The sequence below is a fragment of the Rhizobium sp. SVR5-9E genome, assembly GCF_056755095.1.
This window is the reverse complement of sequence record NZ_JBNDHS010000009.1, coordinates 88425-106897: the sequence shown is the minus strand read 5'-3', so window position 1 is coordinate 106897 and position 18473 is coordinate 88425. Positions and strand designations below refer to the sequence as shown.

The window sequence follows — 18473 nt, the reverse complement described above, 5'->3', positions numbered from 1 at the left end:
ACGACCCTGCCCGGCGCCTTGCAAGACTGCAGATCCAGCTCGAGCGCGCCGCCGTCAATGCCCGCATGGTCTACGAGTTGCTCGACATGGAGCCGCGTCAGCGCGATCTGCCTGACGCCAAGCCCCTGACGGTAACGGATGCCCGCATCGAATTCCGCAACGTGTCGTTCGCCTATGGTGTCGATCCGATCCTCAACGATGTGAGTTTTGTTGCGGAAGGCGGCAAGACGACCGCGCTTGTTGGTCCATCCGGCGCCGGCAAATCGACGGTCATCAGTCTCATTCCGCGCTTCTTCGACCCGAAGAGCGGACAGATCTTCGTCGACGGTCAGGATATCGCCCACGTCACCAAGCAGTCGCTTCGCGAGCAGCTGGCCTACGTGTCGCAGCAGCCATACCTCTTTGAAGGCACGATCCGCGAGAATATCCGCTACGGGCGCCCGGAAGCCTCCGATGCCGAGGTGGAGGAAGCTGCGCGGCTCGCCTATGCGCACGAGTTCATCCTTGCGCAACCCGATGGCTATGACACGCCAGTCGGCGAAAACGGTGTGACGCTTTCGGGCGGCCAACGTCAGCGCCTGTCGATCGCCCGCGCGTTGGTACGAAATGCGCCAATCCTGCTTCTCGACGAGGCCACGTCGGCGCTCGACACGGAATCCGAGGCAGCGGTGCAGAAGGCGCTCGATGAAGCGATGACCGGCCGTACCGTGGTCGTCATCGCACACCGGCTGTCGACCGTGGTGCGCGCTGACAAGATCGTCGTCATGCAGCAGGGCCGGGTCGTCGAAGAAGGCAATCACGAGACGCTTGCGAAGCTCAGCGACGGCCTTTACGCTCGACTCAACAATCTTCAGAGGCCTGCCGCCTCGGATTCTCTTTGATACGGATAGTGAACCGACATGAGCGATGCTGCGATGAAACTGGTGGTGGTTGGCGCAGCAGGGCGCATGGGACAGACGCTGATCCGCCTGATCGACTCGATTGACGGTGTCACGCTGCATGCGGCGATCGAGCGGAAGGGTTCGCCTTTCGTCGGCCGGGATGCTGGAGAGCTTGCCGGTCTCGGCCAAAATGGCGTGATTATCGGCGACGATCCGCTCGCGGCGTTTCTGCATGCCGAAGGCGTACTCGACTTCACCTCACCTGCCGCCAGTGTCGAGTTTGCCGGCCTTGCTGCCCAGGCGCGCATCGTCCATGTCGTCGGCACGACAGGCTGTTCAGAGGCCGACAATGCCAAGATTGAGGCTGCGGCGCGCCATGCGCGCATCGTCAAGTCCGGCAATATGAGCCTTGGCGTGAACCTTCTCAGCGTTTTCGTGGAACAGGCCGCACGCGCGCTCGATCCCGCCGGGTGGGACATAGAAATCCTCGAGATGCATCACAAGCGCAAGGTCGATGCGCCATCAGGCACCGCATTGCTTCTGGGTGAGGCTGCGGCCAAGGGCCGCAACATTGATCTCACCACACAGTCCGTCCGTGTCCGCGATGGGCATACCGGCCCACGCGAAGCCGGCACGATCGGCTTTGCGACGCTTCGCGGCGGCTCGGTCATCGGCGAGCATTCGGTTCTCTTCGCCGGTGAAGGCGAGATCGTTTCGATGTCGCACAGTGCTGCCGATCGTTCCATTTTCGCGCGCGGCGCCCTCAAGGCGGCGCTCTGGGCGCGCGACAAGAAACCTGGTTTTTATTCCATGCTCGACGTGCTCGGGCTCTCCCAACACTGACCTTATACGGAGACATATTTGATGAGCGGAACCCTCGTCCTCGTTCGCCACGGCCAGAGCGACTGGAATCTCAAGAATCTCTTCACTGGCTGGAAGGATCCGGACCTTACCGAACTCGGCATCGAAGAAGCCAAAACGGGCGGCCAGGCGCTCGCCGACTACGGCATCAAGTTCGACATCGCCTTCACCTCCGTGCTGGTGCGCGCCCAGCACACGCTGAAGCTCATCCTCGACAAGGTCGGCCAGCCGGGCCTTGAGACGATCCGCGACCAGGCCCTGAACGAACGCGACTACGGCGATCTCTCCGGCCTCAATAAGGACGATGCCCGCGCCAAGTGGGGCGAGGAGCAGGTGCATATCTGGCGCCGTTCCTACGACATTCAGCCTCCGGGCGGCGAGAGCCTGCGTGATACCGGCGCCCGTGTCTGGCCGTATTATCTCATGGAAATTCTTCCGCGCGTTCTCCGCGGTGAGAAGGTGCTTGTTGCCGCGCACGGCAACTCGCTGCGCTCGCTGGTCATGGTGCTTGATCGCCTCAATCGTGAGCAGGTTCTTTCGCTGAACCTCGCGACGGGCGTACCCATGGTCTACAAACTGAACGCCGACTCGACCGTCGCTTCCAAGGAAGTGCTCGGCGACATGTCGAACGCGCACTGATTGCTTCACGCACTCGTGTTGAAGGCCGGGCTTGTGCCCGGCCTTTTCAGTTTTCAATGGTGAACTGCACTCTATCGGCGGAAAACCGGCTGATCGCATATTGAACAGGTATGCCTTCGAGGTCGGTATTCATCGCCTTGGTGATCAGCACGATCGCACCGGGCGTCAGTTCGAGCGCCGCAATGTCGGCGTCGTCGGCATGGGAGGCCGTGATCTCGGTCGTTGCGCGCACATAGTCGGCCAGCCCAAGCTCGGCGAAGGCCTTCGTGATCGACTCGGTCCTCTTGTAGGCATCCGGCAGGCCGGCAAATCGCCGAGCCGGAAACCACGCCGTCGCGCATGAAACCGGGCGACCGTCCGCCTTGCGGACGGTTTCCATGCGGATCACGGGCTCGCCCTCGCGAAGCTTCAACCAGCGCGCCACCTCCGCGTCGGCCTTCTCCTCGGAATAGGAAAGCAGCAATCCGCGCATTTCGCGTGCCTGCTCGCCGATGCCGGTGGTGAACCGCGTGCGTCGTGTGATCGGAAAGTTCAGCCGTTCCTTGCGCTCGATCAGCGTGCCGCGCCCCTGCACGGCGCGCACGATGCCTTCCTGTGCGAGAGCCGCCAGCGCACTGCGTACCGTGTGCCGGTTGACGCCGAACTGGAGCGCCAGAACCGTTTCCGGCGGCACCATGCCGGTTTCGTCATAAGCGCCGGCGCTGATCGCCTGACGGATGCGATCCGCGATCTGGCGCCAGAGCGCCACCCCAGTTTGCCTTTGTACCTGCCCAGCCATTTTGCCCCCTTGATGTCACACGCTTGTCACGTCGGCGATTTAAGCGTAACCATATCTTGTATAGTTGTCTATATCAATAGACATTTAAAGGATGTGGCAATGACCTTAGCGGAGAAGAATGAGGCGGCGGCAGGCGGGCGCAAGCGCGTCGCCGACCTGCTCGCGCGTGCTGAACGAAATGAGCTCGTCGAGGCTTTCGAGGCACTCGCGGAAAAGCCGGCAGTGCAGACGGTGCGCGGGCCGGAAACCGGCCTCGTCATGGTGCGCGGCCGCATCGGCGGCGGCGGAGCGCCGTTCAATCTCGGCGAAGTGACGGTAACGCGCGCGACGATCCGGCTCGGCTCCGGCGCCGTCGGTCATGCGCAGGCGCTCGGAACGGATCACGAGAAGGCACGGCTTGCCGCCATCTTTGACGCCCTTTGGCAGGAGCCGGCCACACAGCGCTTCGTCGAGCAGACGCTGCTTGAGCCTATCGCCGCCCGCGTCACGGATGCCGATCGCCGCAAGGCGGACGAGACGGCAGCAACGCGGGTCGATTTCTTCACCATGGTGCGGGGAGACAACTGATGAGCCTCAAGACAGAAGCGCTAACCGGCGGTTTTGCTGAACCGGTCTTCCACGCTCAGAGCGTCTTCAAGATCCTGATGGACGGCATGGCGCGCCCCGGCACGATACAGACCGTTGCACCCGAAGTGGCGCCGCCTGCGCAGCTCGGCATTGCCGCTGGCGCAATTGCGCTGACCCTCTGTGATCACGATACACCGGTCTGGCTTTCCTCCGGGCTCGCGAAATCCGCCATGCCCGAATGGCTCGGCTTTCACACAGGTGCACCCGTCGTGCCGGAAAAGGCCGAAGCCCGCTTCGCCTTCATCGAAGGCGGCGTGACGCTTTCCTCCTTTGGGCTGTTTGCCCTCGGTACCCAGGAATACCCCGATCGTTCGACGACGCTTGTCATCGAACTTGCAGGACTGGAGGGCGGCCGTCGATTGGCGCTGACGGGTCCCGGCATTCAGAGCGTGACGGAAATTGCGCCGGCGGGACTGCCCGAGACCTTCCTGCGCCTCTGGGCCGACAACCGCGCCCTCTTCCCACGCGGCATCGACCTCGTGCTGACGGCGGGCAGCCGTTTTCTATGCCTGCCGCGGACCACCAAGATTATCGCAACGGAGATGTGACCCCATGTATGTTGCCGTTAAAGGGGGCGAGGCCGCCATTGAAAACGCCCATCGCCTGCTTGCCGACCGCCGCCGCGGCGACCGTTCGCTGCCGGCGATCGGGATCGACCAGATCGTCGCGCAATTGGCACTTGCCGTTGACCGGGTCATGGCGGAAGCCTCCCTCTATGACCGTACCCTCGCCGCACTCGCTGTCCGCCAGTCCCGAGGCGACATGATCGAGGCGATCTTCCTGCTCCGCGCCTACCGCACGACGCTGCCGCGCTTCGGTTATTCGAAGCCGCTCGACACGGCCGCAATGAAGATCGAGCGGCGCGTCTCGGCGACCTACAAGGATTTGCCGGGAGGGCAGCTTCTCGGCCCCACCTTCGACTATACCCACCGGTTGCTAGATCCTTCGCTGCTGTCTGACGAGACGGTCGAGGAACCTGTGCAGCGTCCCGCCGAAGCCGGCCGCGTCATCCGCGTTTCGGAGATCCTCGGCCAGGAAGGCCTGATCGAAGGCGACGGCGATTTGCCGGAGGATCACGAGATCGGCGATCTTACCCGCGAGCCGATGGAATTCCCGATGACCCGCGACCTGCGTCTTCAGGCGCTCGCGCGCGGCGACGAGGGCTTCCTCCTGGCGCTCGGCTATTCCACACAGCGCGGCTACGGCCGCAATCATCCCTTCACCGGCGAAATCCGCATCGGCGAGGTCGAAGTGGAGTTCGAAGTGCCGGAGCTTGGCTTTGCCGTGTCGCTCGGCGTGATCCAGGTAACGGAATGCCAGATGGTCAACCAGTTCAAGGGTTCGGCCAAGGCACCGCCGCAATTTACGCGCGGCTATGGTCTCGTCTTCGGCCAGAGCGAGCGGAAGGCAATGTCGATGTCATTGGTGGACCGTGCCCTTCGGGCCGAGGAGCTCGGCGAAGACATCACGGCACCGGCACAGGACGAGGAATTCGTCATTTCCCACTCCGACAACGTCCAGGCGACCGGCTTCGTCGAGCATCTGAAACTGCCGCACTACGTGGACTTCCAGGCCGAGCTCGACCTTGTCCGCCGCATGCGCCGCGAATTCGAAGCCGCCCACCATGGTGGCGATGACATCAAGGAAGCCGCCGAATGACCGATCTCGCCAGCTACAACTTCGCCTATCTCGACGAACAGACCAAGCGGATGATCCGCCGCGCCATCCTGAAGGCGATCGCGATTCCCGGATATCAAGTGCCCTTCGCCTCGCGAGAAATGCCCATGCCCTACGGCTGGGGTACGGGGGGCGTGCAGGTGACGGCTTCGATCATCGGACCGGACGACGTTCTCAAGGTCATCGACCAGGGTGCCGACGACACGACGAACGCGGTCTCGATCCGCGCCTTCTTCCAGAAGGTCGCGAACGTCGCGGTAACAACGCATACCAAGGATGCGACGATCATCCAGACGCGCCACCGCATTCCGGAAGAAAAGCTCGGTGCCGGCCAGGTTCTGGTCTATCAGGTACCGATCCCGGAGCCGCTCCGCTTCCTCGAGCCGCGCGAGACCGAAACGCGCAAGATGCATGCGCTGGAAGAATACGGCCTGATGCATGTGAAGCTCTATGAGGATATCGCCCATAACGGCCGTATCTCCAAGACCTATGCCTATCCGGTCAAGGTTGCCGGCCGCTACGTCATGGATCCCTCGCCGACGCCGAAGTTCGACAATCCGAAAATGCATATGTCGGATGCATTGCAGCTCTTCGGCGCCGGGCGCGAGAAGCGCATCTATGCCGTACCGCCCTATACCGAAGTCGTCAGCCTCGATTTTGAAGACTACCCCTTCGACATCCAGCGCTTCGGCAAGCCCTGCGCGCTTTGTGGCGCGGAGGATGTCTACCTTGACGAGGTGATCCTCGACGACAAGGGCGGACGCATGTTCGTCTGCTCCGATACCGACCATTGCGAAGACCGCCGCGAGCATGGACATGCCGGCGAGATGCTTGCGCCGAAGGAGGCTGCGGAATGACTAACACCCCTCTCCTCAAGGTCCACGACGTTTCGAAGTTCTATGGCAGCCGTATCGGCTGCCGGAATGTCTCCTTCGAGCTATGGCCCGGCGAAGTGCTCGCCATCGTCGGCGAATCCGGCTCCGGCAAGACGACGCTGCTCAACTGCATCTCGACCCGCCTGATGCCGACGACCGGCAGCGTCGAATATCACATGCGCGACGGAGACTATCGCGATCTCTACCACATGAGCGAGGCCGAGCGGCGCTTCCTGATGCGGACCGATTGGGGTTTCGTGCATCAGAATCCGGCCGACGGCCTGCGCATGACGGTGTCGGCCGGCGCCAATGTCGGCGAACGGTTGATGGCGGTCGGCGAACGGCATTACGGCAAGATCCGCTCGACGGCGATCGATTGGCTGGAACGTGTCGAAATCGATGCCGGGCGCATCGACGACCAGCCCCGCGCCTTCTCCGGCGGCATGCGCCAGCGCCTTCAGATCGCCCGCAATCTCGTCACCGGCCCGCGTCTCGTCTTCATGGACGAACCGACCGGTGGCCTCGATGTCTCGGTTCAGGCGCGACTGCTCGATCTCGTTCGCGGTCTCGTCAACGATCTCGGCCTTTCGGCGATCATCGTCACGCATGACCTCGCCGTCGCGCGTCTTCTCTCCCACCGGATGATGGTGATGAAGGACGGCTATGTGATCGAGCAGGGTCTGACCGACCGCGTGCTTGACGATCCGCGCGAGCCCTACACCCAGCTTCTCGTTTCTTCGATCCTTCAGGTCTGAAAGGCAACAATCATGGCAACGCCCCTCGTCGTTTCCGAAGTCTCGAAGAGCTTCACCATGCATCTGCGCGACGGCATCAAACTGCCGGTCGTTTCCGATGTCGCCTTTTCCGTCGCCTCCGGCGAATGCGTCGTTCTCGGCGGCCCCTCGGGGATCGGCAAGAGTTCCCTGCTCAAGATGATCTACGGCAACTACGCCGTGGATACCGGCCAGATCCTCGTCAATCACAAGGGCCGTATCGTTGATCTCGCGGCCGCCGATCCACGCACCGTTATCGATGTCCGCCGCCATACGCTCGGCTATGTCAGCCAGTTCCTGCGCACCGTGCCGCGCGTTGCGGCAATCGATGTCGTTGCCGAACCGCTGCTTGCTCGCGGAGAGAATGCGGCTTCCGCCCGGCAAAAGGCAGCAGCCCTGCTTGAAAAGCTGAACCTTCCCGAAGCGCTCTGGCAACTGCCGCCTGCGACCTTCTCGGGCGGCGAACAGCAGCGGGTCAATATCGCCCGCGGCTTCATTACCGATCATTCGATCCTGCTTCTGGATGAGCCGACAGCTTCGCTCGACGCGAAGAACCGCGCCGTCGTCGTCGGCATGATCAAAGAGAAGAAAGAAGCGGGCGTTGCCCTGCTCGGCATCTTCCATGACGAGGAAGTGCGCGAGGCTGTCGCCGACCGCATTCTCGACGTCCAGCAGTTCTCACCGCGAAAGGCAATTGCAGCATGAGCCGGAAGCTTGGCGAAAAGCCCTATATTCATGAGACGGCATCCGTCCGCGATACGATGCTTGGCCGCTACACGGAGATCTCCGAACGTTGCCGGATCAGCGAAGTCGAATTCGGCGATTATTCCTACATCATGCAGGATGGCTCGATCTGGTGCGCGACGGTCGGCAAGTTCGTGAATATTGCCGCTGCAGTTCGCATCAATGCCACCAATCATCCGACCTGGCGGGCGACGCTGCACCATTTCACCTATCGCGCTGCCGACTACTGGCCCGACGCCGACATGGACACCGATTTCTTCGCATGGCGGCGCTCAAACCGGGTGGTTATCGGCCATGACGTCTGGATCGGCCATGGGGCCACCATCCTGCCTGGCGTCACTGTCGGCAACGGCGCAGTGATCGGCGCAGGTGCGGTCGTCTCCAAGGATGTTGCACCCTATTCGATCGTCGGCGGCGTCCCTGCAAAGCTCATTCGCGAGCGCTTTCCCAAGGAAATCGGCGAGCGGATGGACAAGCTTGCCTGGTGGGATTGGGAGCATTCGAAGCTGCGCGCAGTACTCGATGACTTCCGGACGCTTTCGGCCGAGGATTTCCTTAGCCGGCACAGCAACTGAAACCTGCCGATGAAGCCAATTGTGACAGCAGTTACATAAAAGTGACATTGGAGCTTCATGAAGCCGGACTAATGCACTGGCGCACTGGTTTAAACGCGAGGAAGAGCATGATGTTCGAGCTGAAGGATGTCACCCGCCGCTTTGGTAACAAGACTGCTGTCGACTCCGTGACACTGGCAATTCCTCAGGGGCAGATGGTCGGCGTCATCGGACGCTCGGGCGCCGGCAAATCCACCCTCCTGCGTATGATCAACCGCCTGCAGCAGCCGACATCCGGCTCCATTCACTTCGCAGGTGTCGAGGTTTCCGCTCTTCGCGGGCAGGCATTGCGCCACTGGCAGCGCGACTGCGCGATGATCTTCCAGCAGTTCAATCTGGTTCCGCGCCTCGACGTTCTTACCAACGTCATGCTCGGCCGTCTCAACCATCGCCCGACGATGCTGAGCCTCTTGAATATCTTCAGCCGCGAGGAGCGCATTCACGCGATTGCGGCTCTGGAGCGCCTTGGGATTGAGCAGACGGCGCTGCAGACGGCCGGGACGCTTTCCGGTGGCCAGCAGCAGCGCGTGGCGATCGCACGCGCCTTGATGCAGAACCCAAAGATGGTGCTCGCAGACGAGCCGATCGCCTCCCTTGATCCGCTGAACGCCAAGATCGTCATGGATGCGCTGCGCGACATCAACGAGCGCGAAGGTATCACGGTCATCACCAACCTGCATACGCTCGATACCGCGCGCAATTACTGCGAGCGCATCGTCGGCATGGCAGCCGGGCGCGTCGTTTTCGACGGCAAGCCTTCGGAGCTGACGGCGGCTGCCGTCAAGGAAATCTACGGCACCGACAAGGACGGCGCCGGCATCGATGAAACCATGACCTCGACATCGATCAATATTCCCGCGGCTGCCGCGGCTCAAGCATCCGCCGGCCTGCAACCGCTGGCGCTGGCCGGTCTCTGAACGGGACGGCCGCGATCGAGCGCCCGCGTCAAGGGCACACTTCTTCGTAACAGCAAGACGACCGGAATACCGGTCAATCAGGAGAGACCAATGTTGAAGAAAGCACTCTTTGCCGCCACGGCGCTTCTGGCGCTTGCCGGCTCTGCCGCTGCTGCGGACCTCAAGGAATTCCGCGTCGGCATTCTCGGCGGGGAAAACGAAACCGATCGCCTGCGCAACTATGCCTGCCTTGCCGATCACCTGAAGCAGGAATTCGGCTTCGAGAAGGTGTCGCTGTTCCCGGCCGCCGACTATGACGGCGTCATCCAGGGCCTGCTCGGCGGCACGCTCGACTTCGCCGAACTCGGCGCTTCCGGCTATGCGGCCGTCGCCATCAAGGACCCGAACGCCGTTACCCCGATCCTGACCACTCAGCAGGCTGACGGTTCGACCGGCTACTACTCGATCGGTCTCGCCCTGAAGTCCTCCGGCATCAAGACCATCCAGGACGCCAAGGGCAAGAAGCTTGGCTACGCCGATCCGGACTCCACCTCGGGTTACCTCGTTCCGCTGACGCAGATCCCGAAGACCACGGGCGAGCCGAACGACAAGTTCTTCGCCTCCACGCAGTTTAACGGCGGTCACGAAAACAATCTGCTCGCTGCTTATGACGGCAAGGTCGACGTTGCGGTCGATGACTCCTCGGGCCTCGGCGACTTCATGGACGGCTACACCTCCGGCACGTTCCGCAAGGAAGTCGACAAGGGCGCTGTCGACCCGAACAAGCTGGTTGAAGTATGGCGTTCGCCGCTGATCCCGAACGGCCCGCTCGTCGTTCGCAACGCTCTCGGCGCTGAATGGCAGACCAAGCTCACGGACTTCTTCCTGAAGCTTCCGGAAAAGGATGCCAAGTGCTTCTCCGCTCTCGAAGGCGGCGACTTCAAGGGCTACTCCAAGGTTACCCCGGACTTCTATAACGCTGTTATCGACGTTCGTAAGGCTGCCATCGGCGGCTGATCGACCAGTATGAATGCGGGGCGGCCAGTCGTGGCCGCCCTTTTTCTTGCGAGCGAGCGGAAGATGCCATGACCTTTGCCGATCCCCATTCCGACATGCGAGGCGCTCAACCAAGCGCCAAGGACATCGGCGACGCCTGGAGCAAGATGGTGGCGCGCCGCCGTCTCTACACGGGTCTCGGCCTGCTCGTTCTGTTCGTCGCCTTCGTGGCTTCCGTCCGCTTCGCCGACGAGAGCAATGCCGGGCATTTCTTCGAGCGCCTGCCGCATCTCTTCGACTTCCTGAACTGGCTCATTCCGAAGGACTGGGACGATGTCTGGCGCGCGCTTTTCGACATAGCGAGCCCCAACGACAAGGGTGGCGAGGAATTCAACTTCGCCAAAGGCCGTGTCTATGTCTGGGGCGACTTCTATATTCCCGAATACTTCGAGCTGATGATCACCACGATCAACGTCGCGCTCGTTTCCACGCTGATCGGATTCATTTTCGCCACGCCGCTTAGCTTCATCGCCGCACGCAACATGACGCCTTCCTGGCTGCCGCGCATCGCGACCAAGCGCGTCATGGAATTCCTGCGCGCCTTTCCGGAAATCGTCATTGCCGGTCTTTTCGCGGCAATCCTTTCGATCGGCTCGATCTCGGCGATCATTGCGGTCAGTTTGCACACGATCGGTGCGCTCGGAAAACTCTTCTACGAGGTCGTCGAGAACATCGACATGAAGCCGGATGAAGGCATGAAGGCGGTGGGCGCCAACTGGTTCGAGCGCGTGCGCTTCGGTGCCATGCCCCAGGTCATGCCGAACTTCGCCTCCTATGCGCTGCTGCGCCTCGAGATCAATGTGCGCGCCTCGACGATCATCGGCGCCGTTGGCGGCGGCGGTATCGGCGAGGAGCTGAAACTTTCGATCTCGCGCGGGTTCGGCGCAAAGACCGTCGCTCTCGTTCTGCTGCTCTTCGTGACCATCGTCGCCGTCGACCAGTTCTCCGCCTGGCTCCGCCGCCGTCTCGTCGGCGAGCACGCTTTCCTCCTGCAACATTGAGGCTGCCATGACGGTGATCGACGCAAACCGTATGCACGAGATCGAAACGCGGTACCCGGAGGTTCTCCATCGCTCCTTCCGGCAACGTTTCGGCGGCTTGATGCTTTTCATCGGAGCGCTGCTCTACAGCATCTACGCGGTCTGGTTCTTTGATCTGCCGAAGATGATCGCCGAAGCCCATTGGGAGCGTGTCGGGATCTACCTCAGCCAGTGGGTGAGCTACGATGTTCAGCCGGAATTCCGCATTTCCGGCGACAAGATCACCATCAAATACCCGCGCTTCTCGCCGCTTGGTGACGATCCGCATCCCGATTGGGTCGTGAACAATCCCGACGGCAGCCTTACTGTTTCCGTCAGCGGCACCAGCCGTACGGTCACGATCTCCAAGACCCAGACGATCATCGCGGCGCACGGGATCACCGTTCCGGTCGACTTTACCGGTGGTGCTCTGAAGGTCGAAGGAGAGATCCCGTCATGGATGACGGTCTATGATGACAACGTTCTTGCAGACCTGGGGTTTGCCGGTGAAGTCAGCATCTCGGCCGACCGCGTGAAGGTTCGCAAACGCTTCCTCGGTTGGGCGAACTTCGTGTTCGACACGCACTCACCCTTCTTCGACAAGCCGGCGAGCGAGGTGATCGGCCTCATCATTTCTGGTCCGCGGATCGATCCCGAGCAGTCCAACCTGTCGCTCGCCTTCGACAACATCTGGAACAACAGCGCATGGCAGCACGGCGACGTCTGGACCAAGCTCTTCCAGACCATCGTCATGGCGTTTCTGGGCACTCTGCTTGGCGCTGTAGCGGCCTTCCCGCTTGCCTTCCTCGCAGCGCGCAACATCACGCCGAGCCGCGCGCTCAATCAGGTTCTGAAGCGCTTCTTCGACTTCCTGCGCTCGGTCGACATGTTGATCTGGGCGCTCTTCCTGACCCGTGCCTTTGGTCCCGGGCCACTTGCCGGCAGTGGTGCGATCTTCCTCACGGAGACCGGCACGCTCGGCAAGCTCTACTCCGAAGGCCTCGAAAACATCGACAACAAGCCGCGCGAAGGCGTGCGCTCGACCGGGGCCTCCACTGTGCTGGAGCACCGCTACGGCGTTGTCCCGCAGATCATCCCCGTCATCGTCAGCCAGACGCTCTACCAGTGGGAATCGAATGTGCGCGGCGCGACGATCATTGGCGCAGTCGGCGCCGGCGGCATCGGTCTCAAGCTCTGGGAAGCGATGCGCACCAACGCCAACTGGGAAAACGTCGCCTACATGGTGATCCTCATCCTGATCGTCATCTTCTTGTTCGATGGCGCCTCGAATGCGCTCCGCCATCGTCTGATGGGCACGAAGACGCCTTAAAAAAGATGTTGGCGCCACCGCGCCATCATCATTCTGTCATGGAAATCTTTTAGCCGGGAGCCTGCTTGCGGGGCGCTGCCAAATCGCTGACATTGCGGCTCCCGACTTGAACATATTTTCAGGACAAGACCTTGCGTTACGCACTCTATTTCACGCCGCCGAAGGACGATCCCCTGACCGGTGCGGCTTCGATCTGGCTCGGTCGCGATGCATTTACCGGCCAAACTTATCCGGCTTCTGAAGAAGAAGGGATGCCAGCCGCCGAACAGTTCGAGCTGACGGCGGACCCCCGCCGCTACGGCTTTCATGCGACGATCAAGGCACCTTTTGCACTTGCCTCCTCGGTAACCGAAAAAGACTTCATGGCTGTCGTCGAAGATTTCGCCGCCCGCACGCCGGCGTTTGAAATTCCTGAACTCATCCTCGGTCAACTCGGCCGGTTCTTTGCGCTCGTCCCGGGTTCTCCGCATACGCCGCTTCAGGATTTCGCTGCAAGCGTGGTAAAATCGTTCGAGCCGTTTCGGGCATCCCTTTCTGAAGCCGACATTGCCAGGAGGAATCCGGAAAAGCTGACGGAAAGCCAGCGCGCCAACCTCATGCGGTGGGGTTATCCCTATGTAATGGAGGACTTCGGTTTCCACATGACGCTGACGGGGCAGGTACCAGAAGAGCGCTCGACGCTGATGAGATCGATCCTGGAAAGACGTTTTGCCGCCTTCACGGGCCGGCCGCTTTCCATTTCCAGCCTTACGGTCTTCACTGAGGAAGAGCGGGGCGGGCCGTTTAAAATTCATTCCTGGCTGCCGCTTGCCGGCGCCGAACGTTGAAAGTCGACGATATGACCAGAGAGACTGTCCTTTCCAACGCACGCATCGTCCTTGAGGACGAGATCGTCGACGGCTCGCTTTTGATCCGCGACGGCAAGATTGCCGATATTTCTGAAGGCAATTCGGCAATCGGAGAGGATTTCGAAGGCGATTACCTGATCCCCGGCCTTGTCGAACTTCATACCGACCACCTCGAGGGCCATTATTCGCCGCGCCCGGGCCTGCGCTGGAACAAGACGGCTGCCATCCAGGCCCATGACGCCCAGATCGTCACTTCAGGCATCACGACGGTGTTCGACTGCCTGCGCATGGGCGCGGACGAAGACGGCGGTTTCGAGCATGGTGAAATGCGCGACATGGCCGACGCCATTCAGAAGGCCGAGGAGCAAGGCCGGCTTCGCGCTGAACACCTGATCCACCTGCGCTGCGAGGTTTCGGCCGATAACGTGCTGGAACATTTCGTCGACTTCGAAAATGATCCCTACGTCCGCCTCGTATCGCTGATGGACCATGCGCCGGGCCAGCGCCAGTTCCAGACGATGGACCAGTACATCTTCTACTACCAGAAGAAGCGCGGCCTTTCGGACGAACAGTTCGCACGGTTCATCGAGAAGCGCCTCGGCGAATCGGCACGCAATTCGACTCCGCACCGCACCGCGATTGCAGAGGTCTGCAAGGAGCGCGGGATAACTGTTGCGAGCCACGACGACGCAACGCTTGCCCATGTCGACGAGGCGATCGAAAACGGCGTGCGCCTTGCGGAGTTCCCGACGAGCTTCGATGCCGCCAAGGCATCGCACGAGCATGGCATGAGCGTGCTGATGGGCGCCCCGAACATCGTTCGCGGCAAGTCGCATTCCGGCAATATAGCCGCCCGTGATCTCGCCGAGCGCGGTGTGCTCGACGTGCTCTCCTCCGACTACGTGCCGCTCAGCCTGCTGTACGCACCTTTCATTCTCGCCGACGAAGTCGAGGCGATCTCGCTGCCGAAGGCAATCGCCATGGTGACGGCAACGCCGGCGCGCACGGTGAGCCTCAACGATCGTGGCCGTATCGAGACCGGCCTGCGTGCCGATCTGGTCCGCGTTTTCCGCGATGAAGGTGTGCCGGTTACCCGTTCGGTGTGGCGTGAAGGACGCCGGGTCGCATGATCCCCTCGCACGAACCCCACGCAGTACCCGGCACCGAACACGGCATCATGGTTGTCGTCGTCGGGCCGAGCGGCGCCGGCAAGGACACGCTGATGGCGCTGGCGGCCAAGCATTTTTCAGGCCGCGCCGACGTACACTTCGTCCGCCGTGTCATCACCCGAGACGGCGGCGCAGGCGGCGAGGGCCATCTCTCCGTTTCCGATGCCGGGTTCGCCTCGATGGAGCAATCCGGCAGCTTTGCCGTATGGTGGGAAGCGCACGGCTTGAAATACGGCATTCCCGCGGAGGTTTCCGTTGCGCTGGGCAAGGGCCATCTGGTGATCGCCAATGGCTCCCGCTCTGCACTTCACCACTTCAAGGCCGTTTTCCCGCGGCTTAAGGTCATCAACGTGACGGCCCGCCCGGACGTTCTGGCTGCCCGTCTCGAGACCCGCGGGCGCGAGACCCATGAGGACATCATGGCTCGCCTGGCGCGCGGCCCACTGACCGTACGCGGCGACTACAACGTGACCGAACTGGACAACAGCGGCTCGCTTGAAGAGGCCGAGCGCAAGATCCTTGATGTGATCAACGAGTTCCTGAAGGAAGTGCACTAATCAGATCGGGAGGAGCATGCGCGCCATTAAAGTGGTGGATTACGATCCGTCCTGGCCGCTGCTCTTTGCCGAGATGCGCGCGGAGGTCTCTGATCGGCTCGGCGATCTCCTGCTCCGTGTCGAACATATCGGCAGCACCGCGGTGCCCGGTCTTGCCGCCAAGCCGAAGATCGATCTCGATGCCGTGATGGTTTCCGATGCCGTTCTGCCCGCAGCAATCGAACGAGTGCAAATGGGGGATTTCGCCTTTCACGGCGATCTGCACGGCGCTGGCCGCTGGGCTTTCACGCGGGACCGTGAGGGATATGGATTTCGGCTCTATCTTTGCGGGCCGGACAACGTGGCGCATCGGGAGAGGATTTTGTTTCGCGATTACCTGCGAGCGCATCCCGGGAGGGCAGCGGAGTATGCGGCACTGAAACGGCAGTTGGCGACCGAGGCCAACGGCGACTGGGATTTCTATACGGGCGGAAAAGGCGAGTTTGTCGTGGAAACTGTGCGGCTGGCTGAGCTCAAACTTTAGACGTCGCGGAGCTTGGCCCCCTCACCCTGCCCTCTCCCCTTGGGGAGAGGGGGATGTCGAGTATGCCGCAAGTCCCTTCTCCCCAGCGGGGAGAAGGTGGCCCGAAGGGTCGGATGAGGGGGCCAGGTCCTCGACGAATCCGTTATCGCTCTACTCGCCATCTCCTCGCCCCGAAACGATCTCGCGCTTGCCGACGTGGTTTGCAGGGCCCACGAGGCCTTCCTTCTCCATGCGCTCGACAAGCGAAGCGGCGCGATTGTAGCCGATGCCGAGGCGGCGCTGGATGTAGGAGGTCGAGCACTTCTTGTCGCGCAGCACGACCTTGACCGCCTGCTGGTAGAGCTCATCGCCATCTTCCGAGCCCATTGCGCTCTTGTCGAAGACGGCACCGTCTTCGACCTCGTCCTCTTCCTCTTCGTCGGCCGTGACGGTCTCGAGATATTCCGGACGGCCCTGGGTCTTCAGATGTGCGACGACCTTTTCGACTTCGTGGTCGGAGACGAACGGCCCATGGACACGGGAAACCCTGCCGCCCCCCTGCATGTGCAGCATGTCGCCCTGGCCGAGTAACTGCTCGGCGCCCTGTTCGCCAAGGATCGTGCGGCTGTCGATCTTCGATGTCACTTGGAAGGAGATGCGGGTCGGGAAATTGGCCTTGATCGTGCCGGTGATGACGTCAACGGACGGACGCTGCGTCGCCATGATCAGATGAATGCCAGCAGCGCGCGCCATCTGGGCAAGCCGCTGGATTGCGCCTTCGATCTCCTTGCCCGCGACCATCATCAGGTCGGCCATCTCGTCGACGATGACGACGATGTAGGGCATCGGCGTCAGGTCCATTTCCTGCTGTTCTTCGATCGGCGCGCCCGTGCTTCTGTCGAAGCCGGTCTGGACCATGATGTGGATCGTCTCGCCCTTTTCGCGGGCCTGGGCCACACGGCCGTTGTAGCCGTCGATATTGCGCACGCCGAGACGCGACATCTTGCGATACCGCTCCTCCATCTCGCGCACGGCCCATTTGAGGGCCATGACGGCCTTCTTCGGATCGGTGACGACAGGCGTCAGCAGGTGGGGGATGCCGTCATAGACGGAAAGCTCCAGCATCTTCGGATCGACCATGATCAACCGGCACTGCTCCGGCGTCATGCGGTAGAGCAGCGAAAGGATCATCGTGTTGATGGCGACGGATTTGCCGGAGCCGGTGGTGCCGGCGACCAACAGGTGCGGCATCTTCGCCAGCTCCGCGATCACCGGCTCGCCGCCGATCGTCTTGCCGAGACCAAGGGCGAGCTTGTAGCCGCTCTTCTCGAAATCGGGACTTTCGATCATCTCGCGGAAGTAGACCGTTTCGCGCACCGCGTTCGGCAGTTCGATGCCGATGACGTTGCGGCCGGGAACGACGGCAACGCGCGCCGACAGCGCCGACATCGAGCGGGCGATATCGTCGGCAAGGCCGATGACGCGCGACGACTTCACGCCGGGCGCGGGTTCGAATTCGTAAAGCGTGACGACCGGACCGGGACGGACATGGATGATTTCACCCTTGACGCCGAAGTCCTCCAGCACGCTTTCAAGCAACCCTGCATTCTGCTCCAGCGTTTCCTGCGACATGATCTCGCCGAAACGCTCGGGCGGCTCCTGCAGCAGCGACCGTGACGGAAATTCGTAGCCGGACGGGTCGATGTTTGCCGGGATGACTTTCTGCGTTACTGCGCGCGGCGCAGGGGCAAGCGGTGCGGCTGCGTGCACGCGCGTCGGCATCGGTGCGATCGGCTGGATTGCTAGAATCTCCGGAGTGGCAGCCGGGCTGGCCGCGGGCGCAGCTTCGTGCGGGCTGGACTCTATCGGCGAAGGAGCGGCAGGTGCCGCAGCCGGTATAATAATCGGCTCTCGCAATTGCCCTCCAGGGCGCCATTCCATCACGCGGAAGCGCGATACGATCGCCTCCGGCGAGATCTCGATCTTCCGCACTGCAACAGGCGGAACGACAACCGGGGCGGAAGCAACAGCCTCCTCGAAGGCCATGACTTCCCAGAAGGCGAAGTCGGAAATGGCTGAAAGCTCAGATGATGCACGGAATTCCAGGTCGGTCCGAACTTCGGCAACCTCCGCAACATGAACGACGTGCGGAACAGACGGCTCGGCTTCCGGCAGGTAAATGTCGAACGGCACGTCGACCCTGATCGGCGCGGCGGGCTCGACATGAATAGCCTGCTGTTCGACGATTTCCTCGCGATCCGGCTGTACCGGCTCGGTCGGAGTGCGATGCTTGCTGATCGGCTCTTCGGCCATGCGGCGCTTGCTGATCAGGTTTTCGGGCGTGCGCGTAAAGCGCACGTTCGGCGCAAGCGTGAAATTGCTCTGCCAGATCGGAGCGGCCGGAGGAACGTACGCTTCTTCGCCCGCATGCTCTACGTCTGTCTCCGAAGAAGGAAAGTCTCCGGCATCCGTCAAGTTCGTTCTGGGAAAACGCATGCGACCGCTACCTGCTCACTTAATTTCTGACCCGATGGGATTAGAAAATGAAGGTTAACAAGTTCCTTCCAGCCGCATCAAAGTGACACGCAATTGGAACACAATAGCCAGCGTTTGCAATGTTTTAGCCT

Annotated in this window: 20 protein-coding genes; 18 read left to right on the top strand and 2 right to left on the bottom strand. The window is 61.7% G+C overall.

The features are described from left to right. From ACPYOJ_RS07575 to ACPYOJ_RS07565, 3 genes are all read left to right on the top strand, one after another. The coding region (locus ACPYOJ_RS07575; protein WP_481415691.1) for an ABC transporter ATP-binding protein at nucleotides 1–881 on the top strand (881 nt) is incomplete at its 5' end. A gap of 18 nt (nucleotides 882–899) precedes the next feature. After that, the gene (dapB, locus tag ACPYOJ_RS07570; protein ID WP_481415690.1) at nucleotides 900–1724 is read left to right on the top strand and encodes a 4-hydroxy-tetrahydrodipicolinate reductase; all 825 of its coding nucleotides are present in this window, start codon (nucleotides 900–902) and stop codon (nucleotides 1722–1724) included. Nucleotides 1725–1745: 21 nt separating this feature from the next. Then, a complete protein-coding gene (locus ACPYOJ_RS07565; RefSeq protein WP_481415689.1) occupies nucleotides 1746–2381 on the top strand; it encodes a 2,3-bisphosphoglycerate-dependent phosphoglycerate mutase in 636 nt (211 codons plus the stop codon). Nucleotides 2382–2427: 46 nt separating this feature from the next. Here the strand turns inward: ACPYOJ_RS07565 and phnF are convergent, their stop codons facing one another. Continuing rightward, nucleotides 2428–3159, bottom strand: a complete 732-nt coding sequence (gene phnF, locus ACPYOJ_RS07560; RefSeq protein WP_481415688.1) for a phosphonate metabolism transcriptional regulator PhnF — start codon at nucleotides 3157–3159, stop codon at nucleotides 2428–2430. Nucleotides 3160–3258: 99 nt separating this feature from the next. Between phnF and phnG the strand changes: the two genes are divergently transcribed. From phnG to ACPYOJ_RS07485, 15 genes are all read left to right on the top strand, one after another. Next, entirely contained in the window at nucleotides 3259–3726 is a 468-nt protein-coding gene (phnG, locus tag ACPYOJ_RS07555) for a phosphonate C-P lyase system protein PhnG (protein WP_481415687.1), read from the top strand. Next, nucleotides 3726–4334 carry a phosphonate C-P lyase system protein PhnH gene (phnH, locus tag ACPYOJ_RS07550; RefSeq protein ID WP_481415686.1) on the top strand — a complete coding sequence of 203 codons (609 nt, stop codon included), beginning with the start codon at nucleotides 3726–3728 and terminating at the stop codon, nucleotides 4332–4334. Before phnG ends, phnH begins: the two co-directional genes overlap by 1 nt. Nucleotides 4335–4338: 4 nt before the next feature. Beyond that, nucleotides 4339–5445 carry a carbon-phosphorus lyase complex subunit gene (locus ACPYOJ_RS07545; protein ID WP_481415685.1) on the top strand — a complete coding sequence of 369 codons (1107 nt, stop codon included), beginning with the start codon at nucleotides 4339–4341 and terminating at the stop codon, nucleotides 5443–5445. Further along, nucleotides 5442–6320 (top strand): alpha-D-ribose 1-methylphosphonate 5-phosphate C-P-lyase PhnJ, encoded by an 879-nt coding sequence (locus tag ACPYOJ_RS07540; protein WP_168827894.1) that lies wholly within the window; start codon nucleotides 5442–5444, stop codon nucleotides 6318–6320. The genes ACPYOJ_RS07545 and ACPYOJ_RS07540 overlap by 4 nt, the downstream gene beginning before the upstream one ends. Then, nucleotides 6317–7093 (top strand): phosphonate C-P lyase system protein PhnK, encoded by a 777-nt coding sequence (gene phnK, locus ACPYOJ_RS07535; protein ID WP_481415684.1) that lies wholly within the window; start codon nucleotides 6317–6319, stop codon nucleotides 7091–7093. The genes ACPYOJ_RS07540 and phnK overlap by 4 nt, the downstream gene beginning before the upstream one ends. 12 nt (nucleotides 7094–7105) lie before the next feature. Continuing rightward, on the top strand, nucleotides 7106–7816 hold the full coding sequence (phnL, locus tag ACPYOJ_RS07530) for a phosphonate C-P lyase system protein PhnL (protein ID WP_168827892.1): 711 nt from the start codon (nucleotides 7106–7108) through the stop codon (nucleotides 7814–7816). After that, nucleotides 7813–8430, top strand: coding sequence for a DapH/DapD/GlmU-related protein (locus ACPYOJ_RS07525; protein ID WP_481415683.1), 618 nt, complete (start codon nucleotides 7813–7815; stop codon nucleotides 8428–8430). The genes phnL and ACPYOJ_RS07525 overlap by 4 nt, the downstream gene beginning before the upstream one ends. A 110-nt stretch (nucleotides 8431–8540) precedes the next feature. Further along, nucleotides 8541–9386: a phosphonate ABC transporter ATP-binding protein gene (gene phnC, locus ACPYOJ_RS07520; RefSeq protein ID WP_481415682.1), complete on the top strand. Its 846-nt coding sequence runs from the start codon at nucleotides 8541–8543 to the stop codon at nucleotides 9384–9386. A gap of 90 nt (nucleotides 9387–9476) precedes the next feature. Beyond that, complete coding sequence (gene phnD, locus ACPYOJ_RS07515; RefSeq protein ID WP_168827889.1) at nucleotides 9477–10382, top strand: phosphonate ABC transporter substrate-binding protein; 906 nt, start codon at nucleotides 9477–9479, stop codon at nucleotides 10380–10382. A 68-nt stretch (nucleotides 10383–10450) separates the two neighbouring features. Further along, nucleotides 10451–11422: a phosphonate ABC transporter, permease protein PhnE gene (phnE, locus tag ACPYOJ_RS07510; RefSeq protein WP_168827888.1), complete on the top strand. Its 972-nt coding sequence runs from the start codon at nucleotides 10451–10453 to the stop codon at nucleotides 11420–11422. 7 nt (nucleotides 11423–11429) lie between these two features. Then, the gene (gene phnE, locus ACPYOJ_RS07505; RefSeq protein WP_481415681.1) at nucleotides 11430–12770 is read left to right on the top strand and encodes a phosphonate ABC transporter, permease protein PhnE; all 1341 of its coding nucleotides are present in this window, start codon (nucleotides 11430–11432) and stop codon (nucleotides 12768–12770) included. 131 nt (nucleotides 12771–12901) lie between these two features. Beyond that, nucleotides 12902–13597 (top strand): DUF1045 domain-containing protein, encoded by a 696-nt coding sequence (locus tag ACPYOJ_RS07500; RefSeq protein WP_481415680.1) that lies wholly within the window; start codon nucleotides 12902–12904, stop codon nucleotides 13595–13597. Between the two features lie 11 nt (nucleotides 13598–13608). Further along, nucleotides 13609–14748, top strand: coding sequence for an alpha-D-ribose 1-methylphosphonate 5-triphosphate diphosphatase (locus ACPYOJ_RS07495; RefSeq protein WP_481415679.1), 1140 nt, complete (start codon nucleotides 13609–13611; stop codon nucleotides 14746–14748). Beyond that, complete coding sequence (phnN, locus tag ACPYOJ_RS07490; protein WP_481415678.1) at nucleotides 14745–15344, top strand: phosphonate metabolism protein/1,5-bisphosphokinase (PRPP-forming) PhnN; 600 nt, start codon at nucleotides 14745–14747, stop codon at nucleotides 15342–15344. The genes ACPYOJ_RS07495 and phnN overlap by 4 nt, the downstream gene beginning before the upstream one ends. 16 nt (nucleotides 15345–15360) lie before the next feature. Continuing rightward, on the top strand, nucleotides 15361–15867 hold the full coding sequence (locus ACPYOJ_RS07485; RefSeq protein WP_481415677.1) for a GrpB family protein: 507 nt from the start codon (nucleotides 15361–15363) through the stop codon (nucleotides 15865–15867). 150 nt (nucleotides 15868–16017) lie between these two features. Here ACPYOJ_RS07485 and ACPYOJ_RS07480 read toward each other — a convergent pair whose 3' ends face one another. After that, nucleotides 16018–18342 carry a DNA translocase FtsK gene (locus ACPYOJ_RS07480; protein WP_481415676.1) on the bottom strand — a complete coding sequence of 775 codons (2325 nt, stop codon included), beginning with the start codon at nucleotides 18340–18342 and terminating at the stop codon, nucleotides 16018–16020. Between the last annotated feature and the right edge of the window lie 131 nt (nucleotides 18343–18473).

Bases quoted from the DNA above. Each gene is read 5' to 3' on its own strand.
- dapB (WP_481415690.1), top strand. From the start codon at position 900: ATGAGCGATGCTGCGATGAAACTGGTGGTGGTTGGCGCAGCAGGGCGC.
- ACPYOJ_RS07565 (WP_481415689.1), top strand. From the start codon at position 1,746: ATGAGCGGAACCCTCGTCCTCGTTCGCCACGGCCAGAGCGACTGGAAT.
- phnF (WP_481415688.1), bottom strand. From the start codon at position 3,159: ATGGCTGGGCAGGTACAAAGGCAAACTGGGGTGGCGCTCTGGCGCCAG.
- phnG (WP_481415687.1), top strand. From the start codon at position 3,259: ATGACCTTAGCGGAGAAGAATGAGGCGGCGGCAGGCGGGCGCAAGCGC.
- phnH (WP_481415686.1), top strand. From the start codon at position 3,726: ATGAGCCTCAAGACAGAAGCGCTAACCGGCGGTTTTGCTGAACCGGTC.
- ACPYOJ_RS07545 (WP_481415685.1), top strand. From the start codon at position 4,339: ATGTATGTTGCCGTTAAAGGGGGCGAGGCCGCCATTGAAAACGCCCAT.
- ACPYOJ_RS07540 (WP_168827894.1), top strand. From the start codon at position 5,442: ATGACCGATCTCGCCAGCTACAACTTCGCCTATCTCGACGAACAGACC.
- phnK (WP_481415684.1), top strand. From the start codon at position 6,317: ATGACTAACACCCCTCTCCTCAAGGTCCACGACGTTTCGAAGTTCTAT.
- phnL (WP_168827892.1), top strand. From the start codon at position 7,106: ATGGCAACGCCCCTCGTCGTTTCCGAAGTCTCGAAGAGCTTCACCATG.
- ACPYOJ_RS07525 (WP_481415683.1), top strand. From the start codon at position 7,813: ATGAGCCGGAAGCTTGGCGAAAAGCCCTATATTCATGAGACGGCATCC.
- phnC (WP_481415682.1), top strand. From the start codon at position 8,541: ATGTTCGAGCTGAAGGATGTCACCCGCCGCTTTGGTAACAAGACTGCT.
- phnD (WP_168827889.1), top strand. From the start codon at position 9,477: ATGTTGAAGAAAGCACTCTTTGCCGCCACGGCGCTTCTGGCGCTTGCC.
- phnE (WP_168827888.1), top strand. From the start codon at position 10,451: ATGACCTTTGCCGATCCCCATTCCGACATGCGAGGCGCTCAACCAAGC.
- phnE (WP_481415681.1), top strand. From the start codon at position 11,430: ATGACGGTGATCGACGCAAACCGTATGCACGAGATCGAAACGCGGTAC.
- ACPYOJ_RS07495 (WP_481415679.1), top strand. From the start codon at position 13,609: ATGACCAGAGAGACTGTCCTTTCCAACGCACGCATCGTCCTTGAGGAC.
- phnN (WP_481415678.1), top strand. From the start codon at position 14,745: ATGATCCCCTCGCACGAACCCCACGCAGTACCCGGCACCGAACACGGC.
- ACPYOJ_RS07485 (WP_481415677.1), top strand. From the start codon at position 15,361: ATGCGCGCCATTAAAGTGGTGGATTACGATCCGTCCTGGCCGCTGCTC.
- ACPYOJ_RS07480 (WP_481415676.1), bottom strand. From the start codon at position 18,342: ATGCGTTTTCCCAGAACGAACTTGACGGATGCCGGAGACTTTCCTTCT.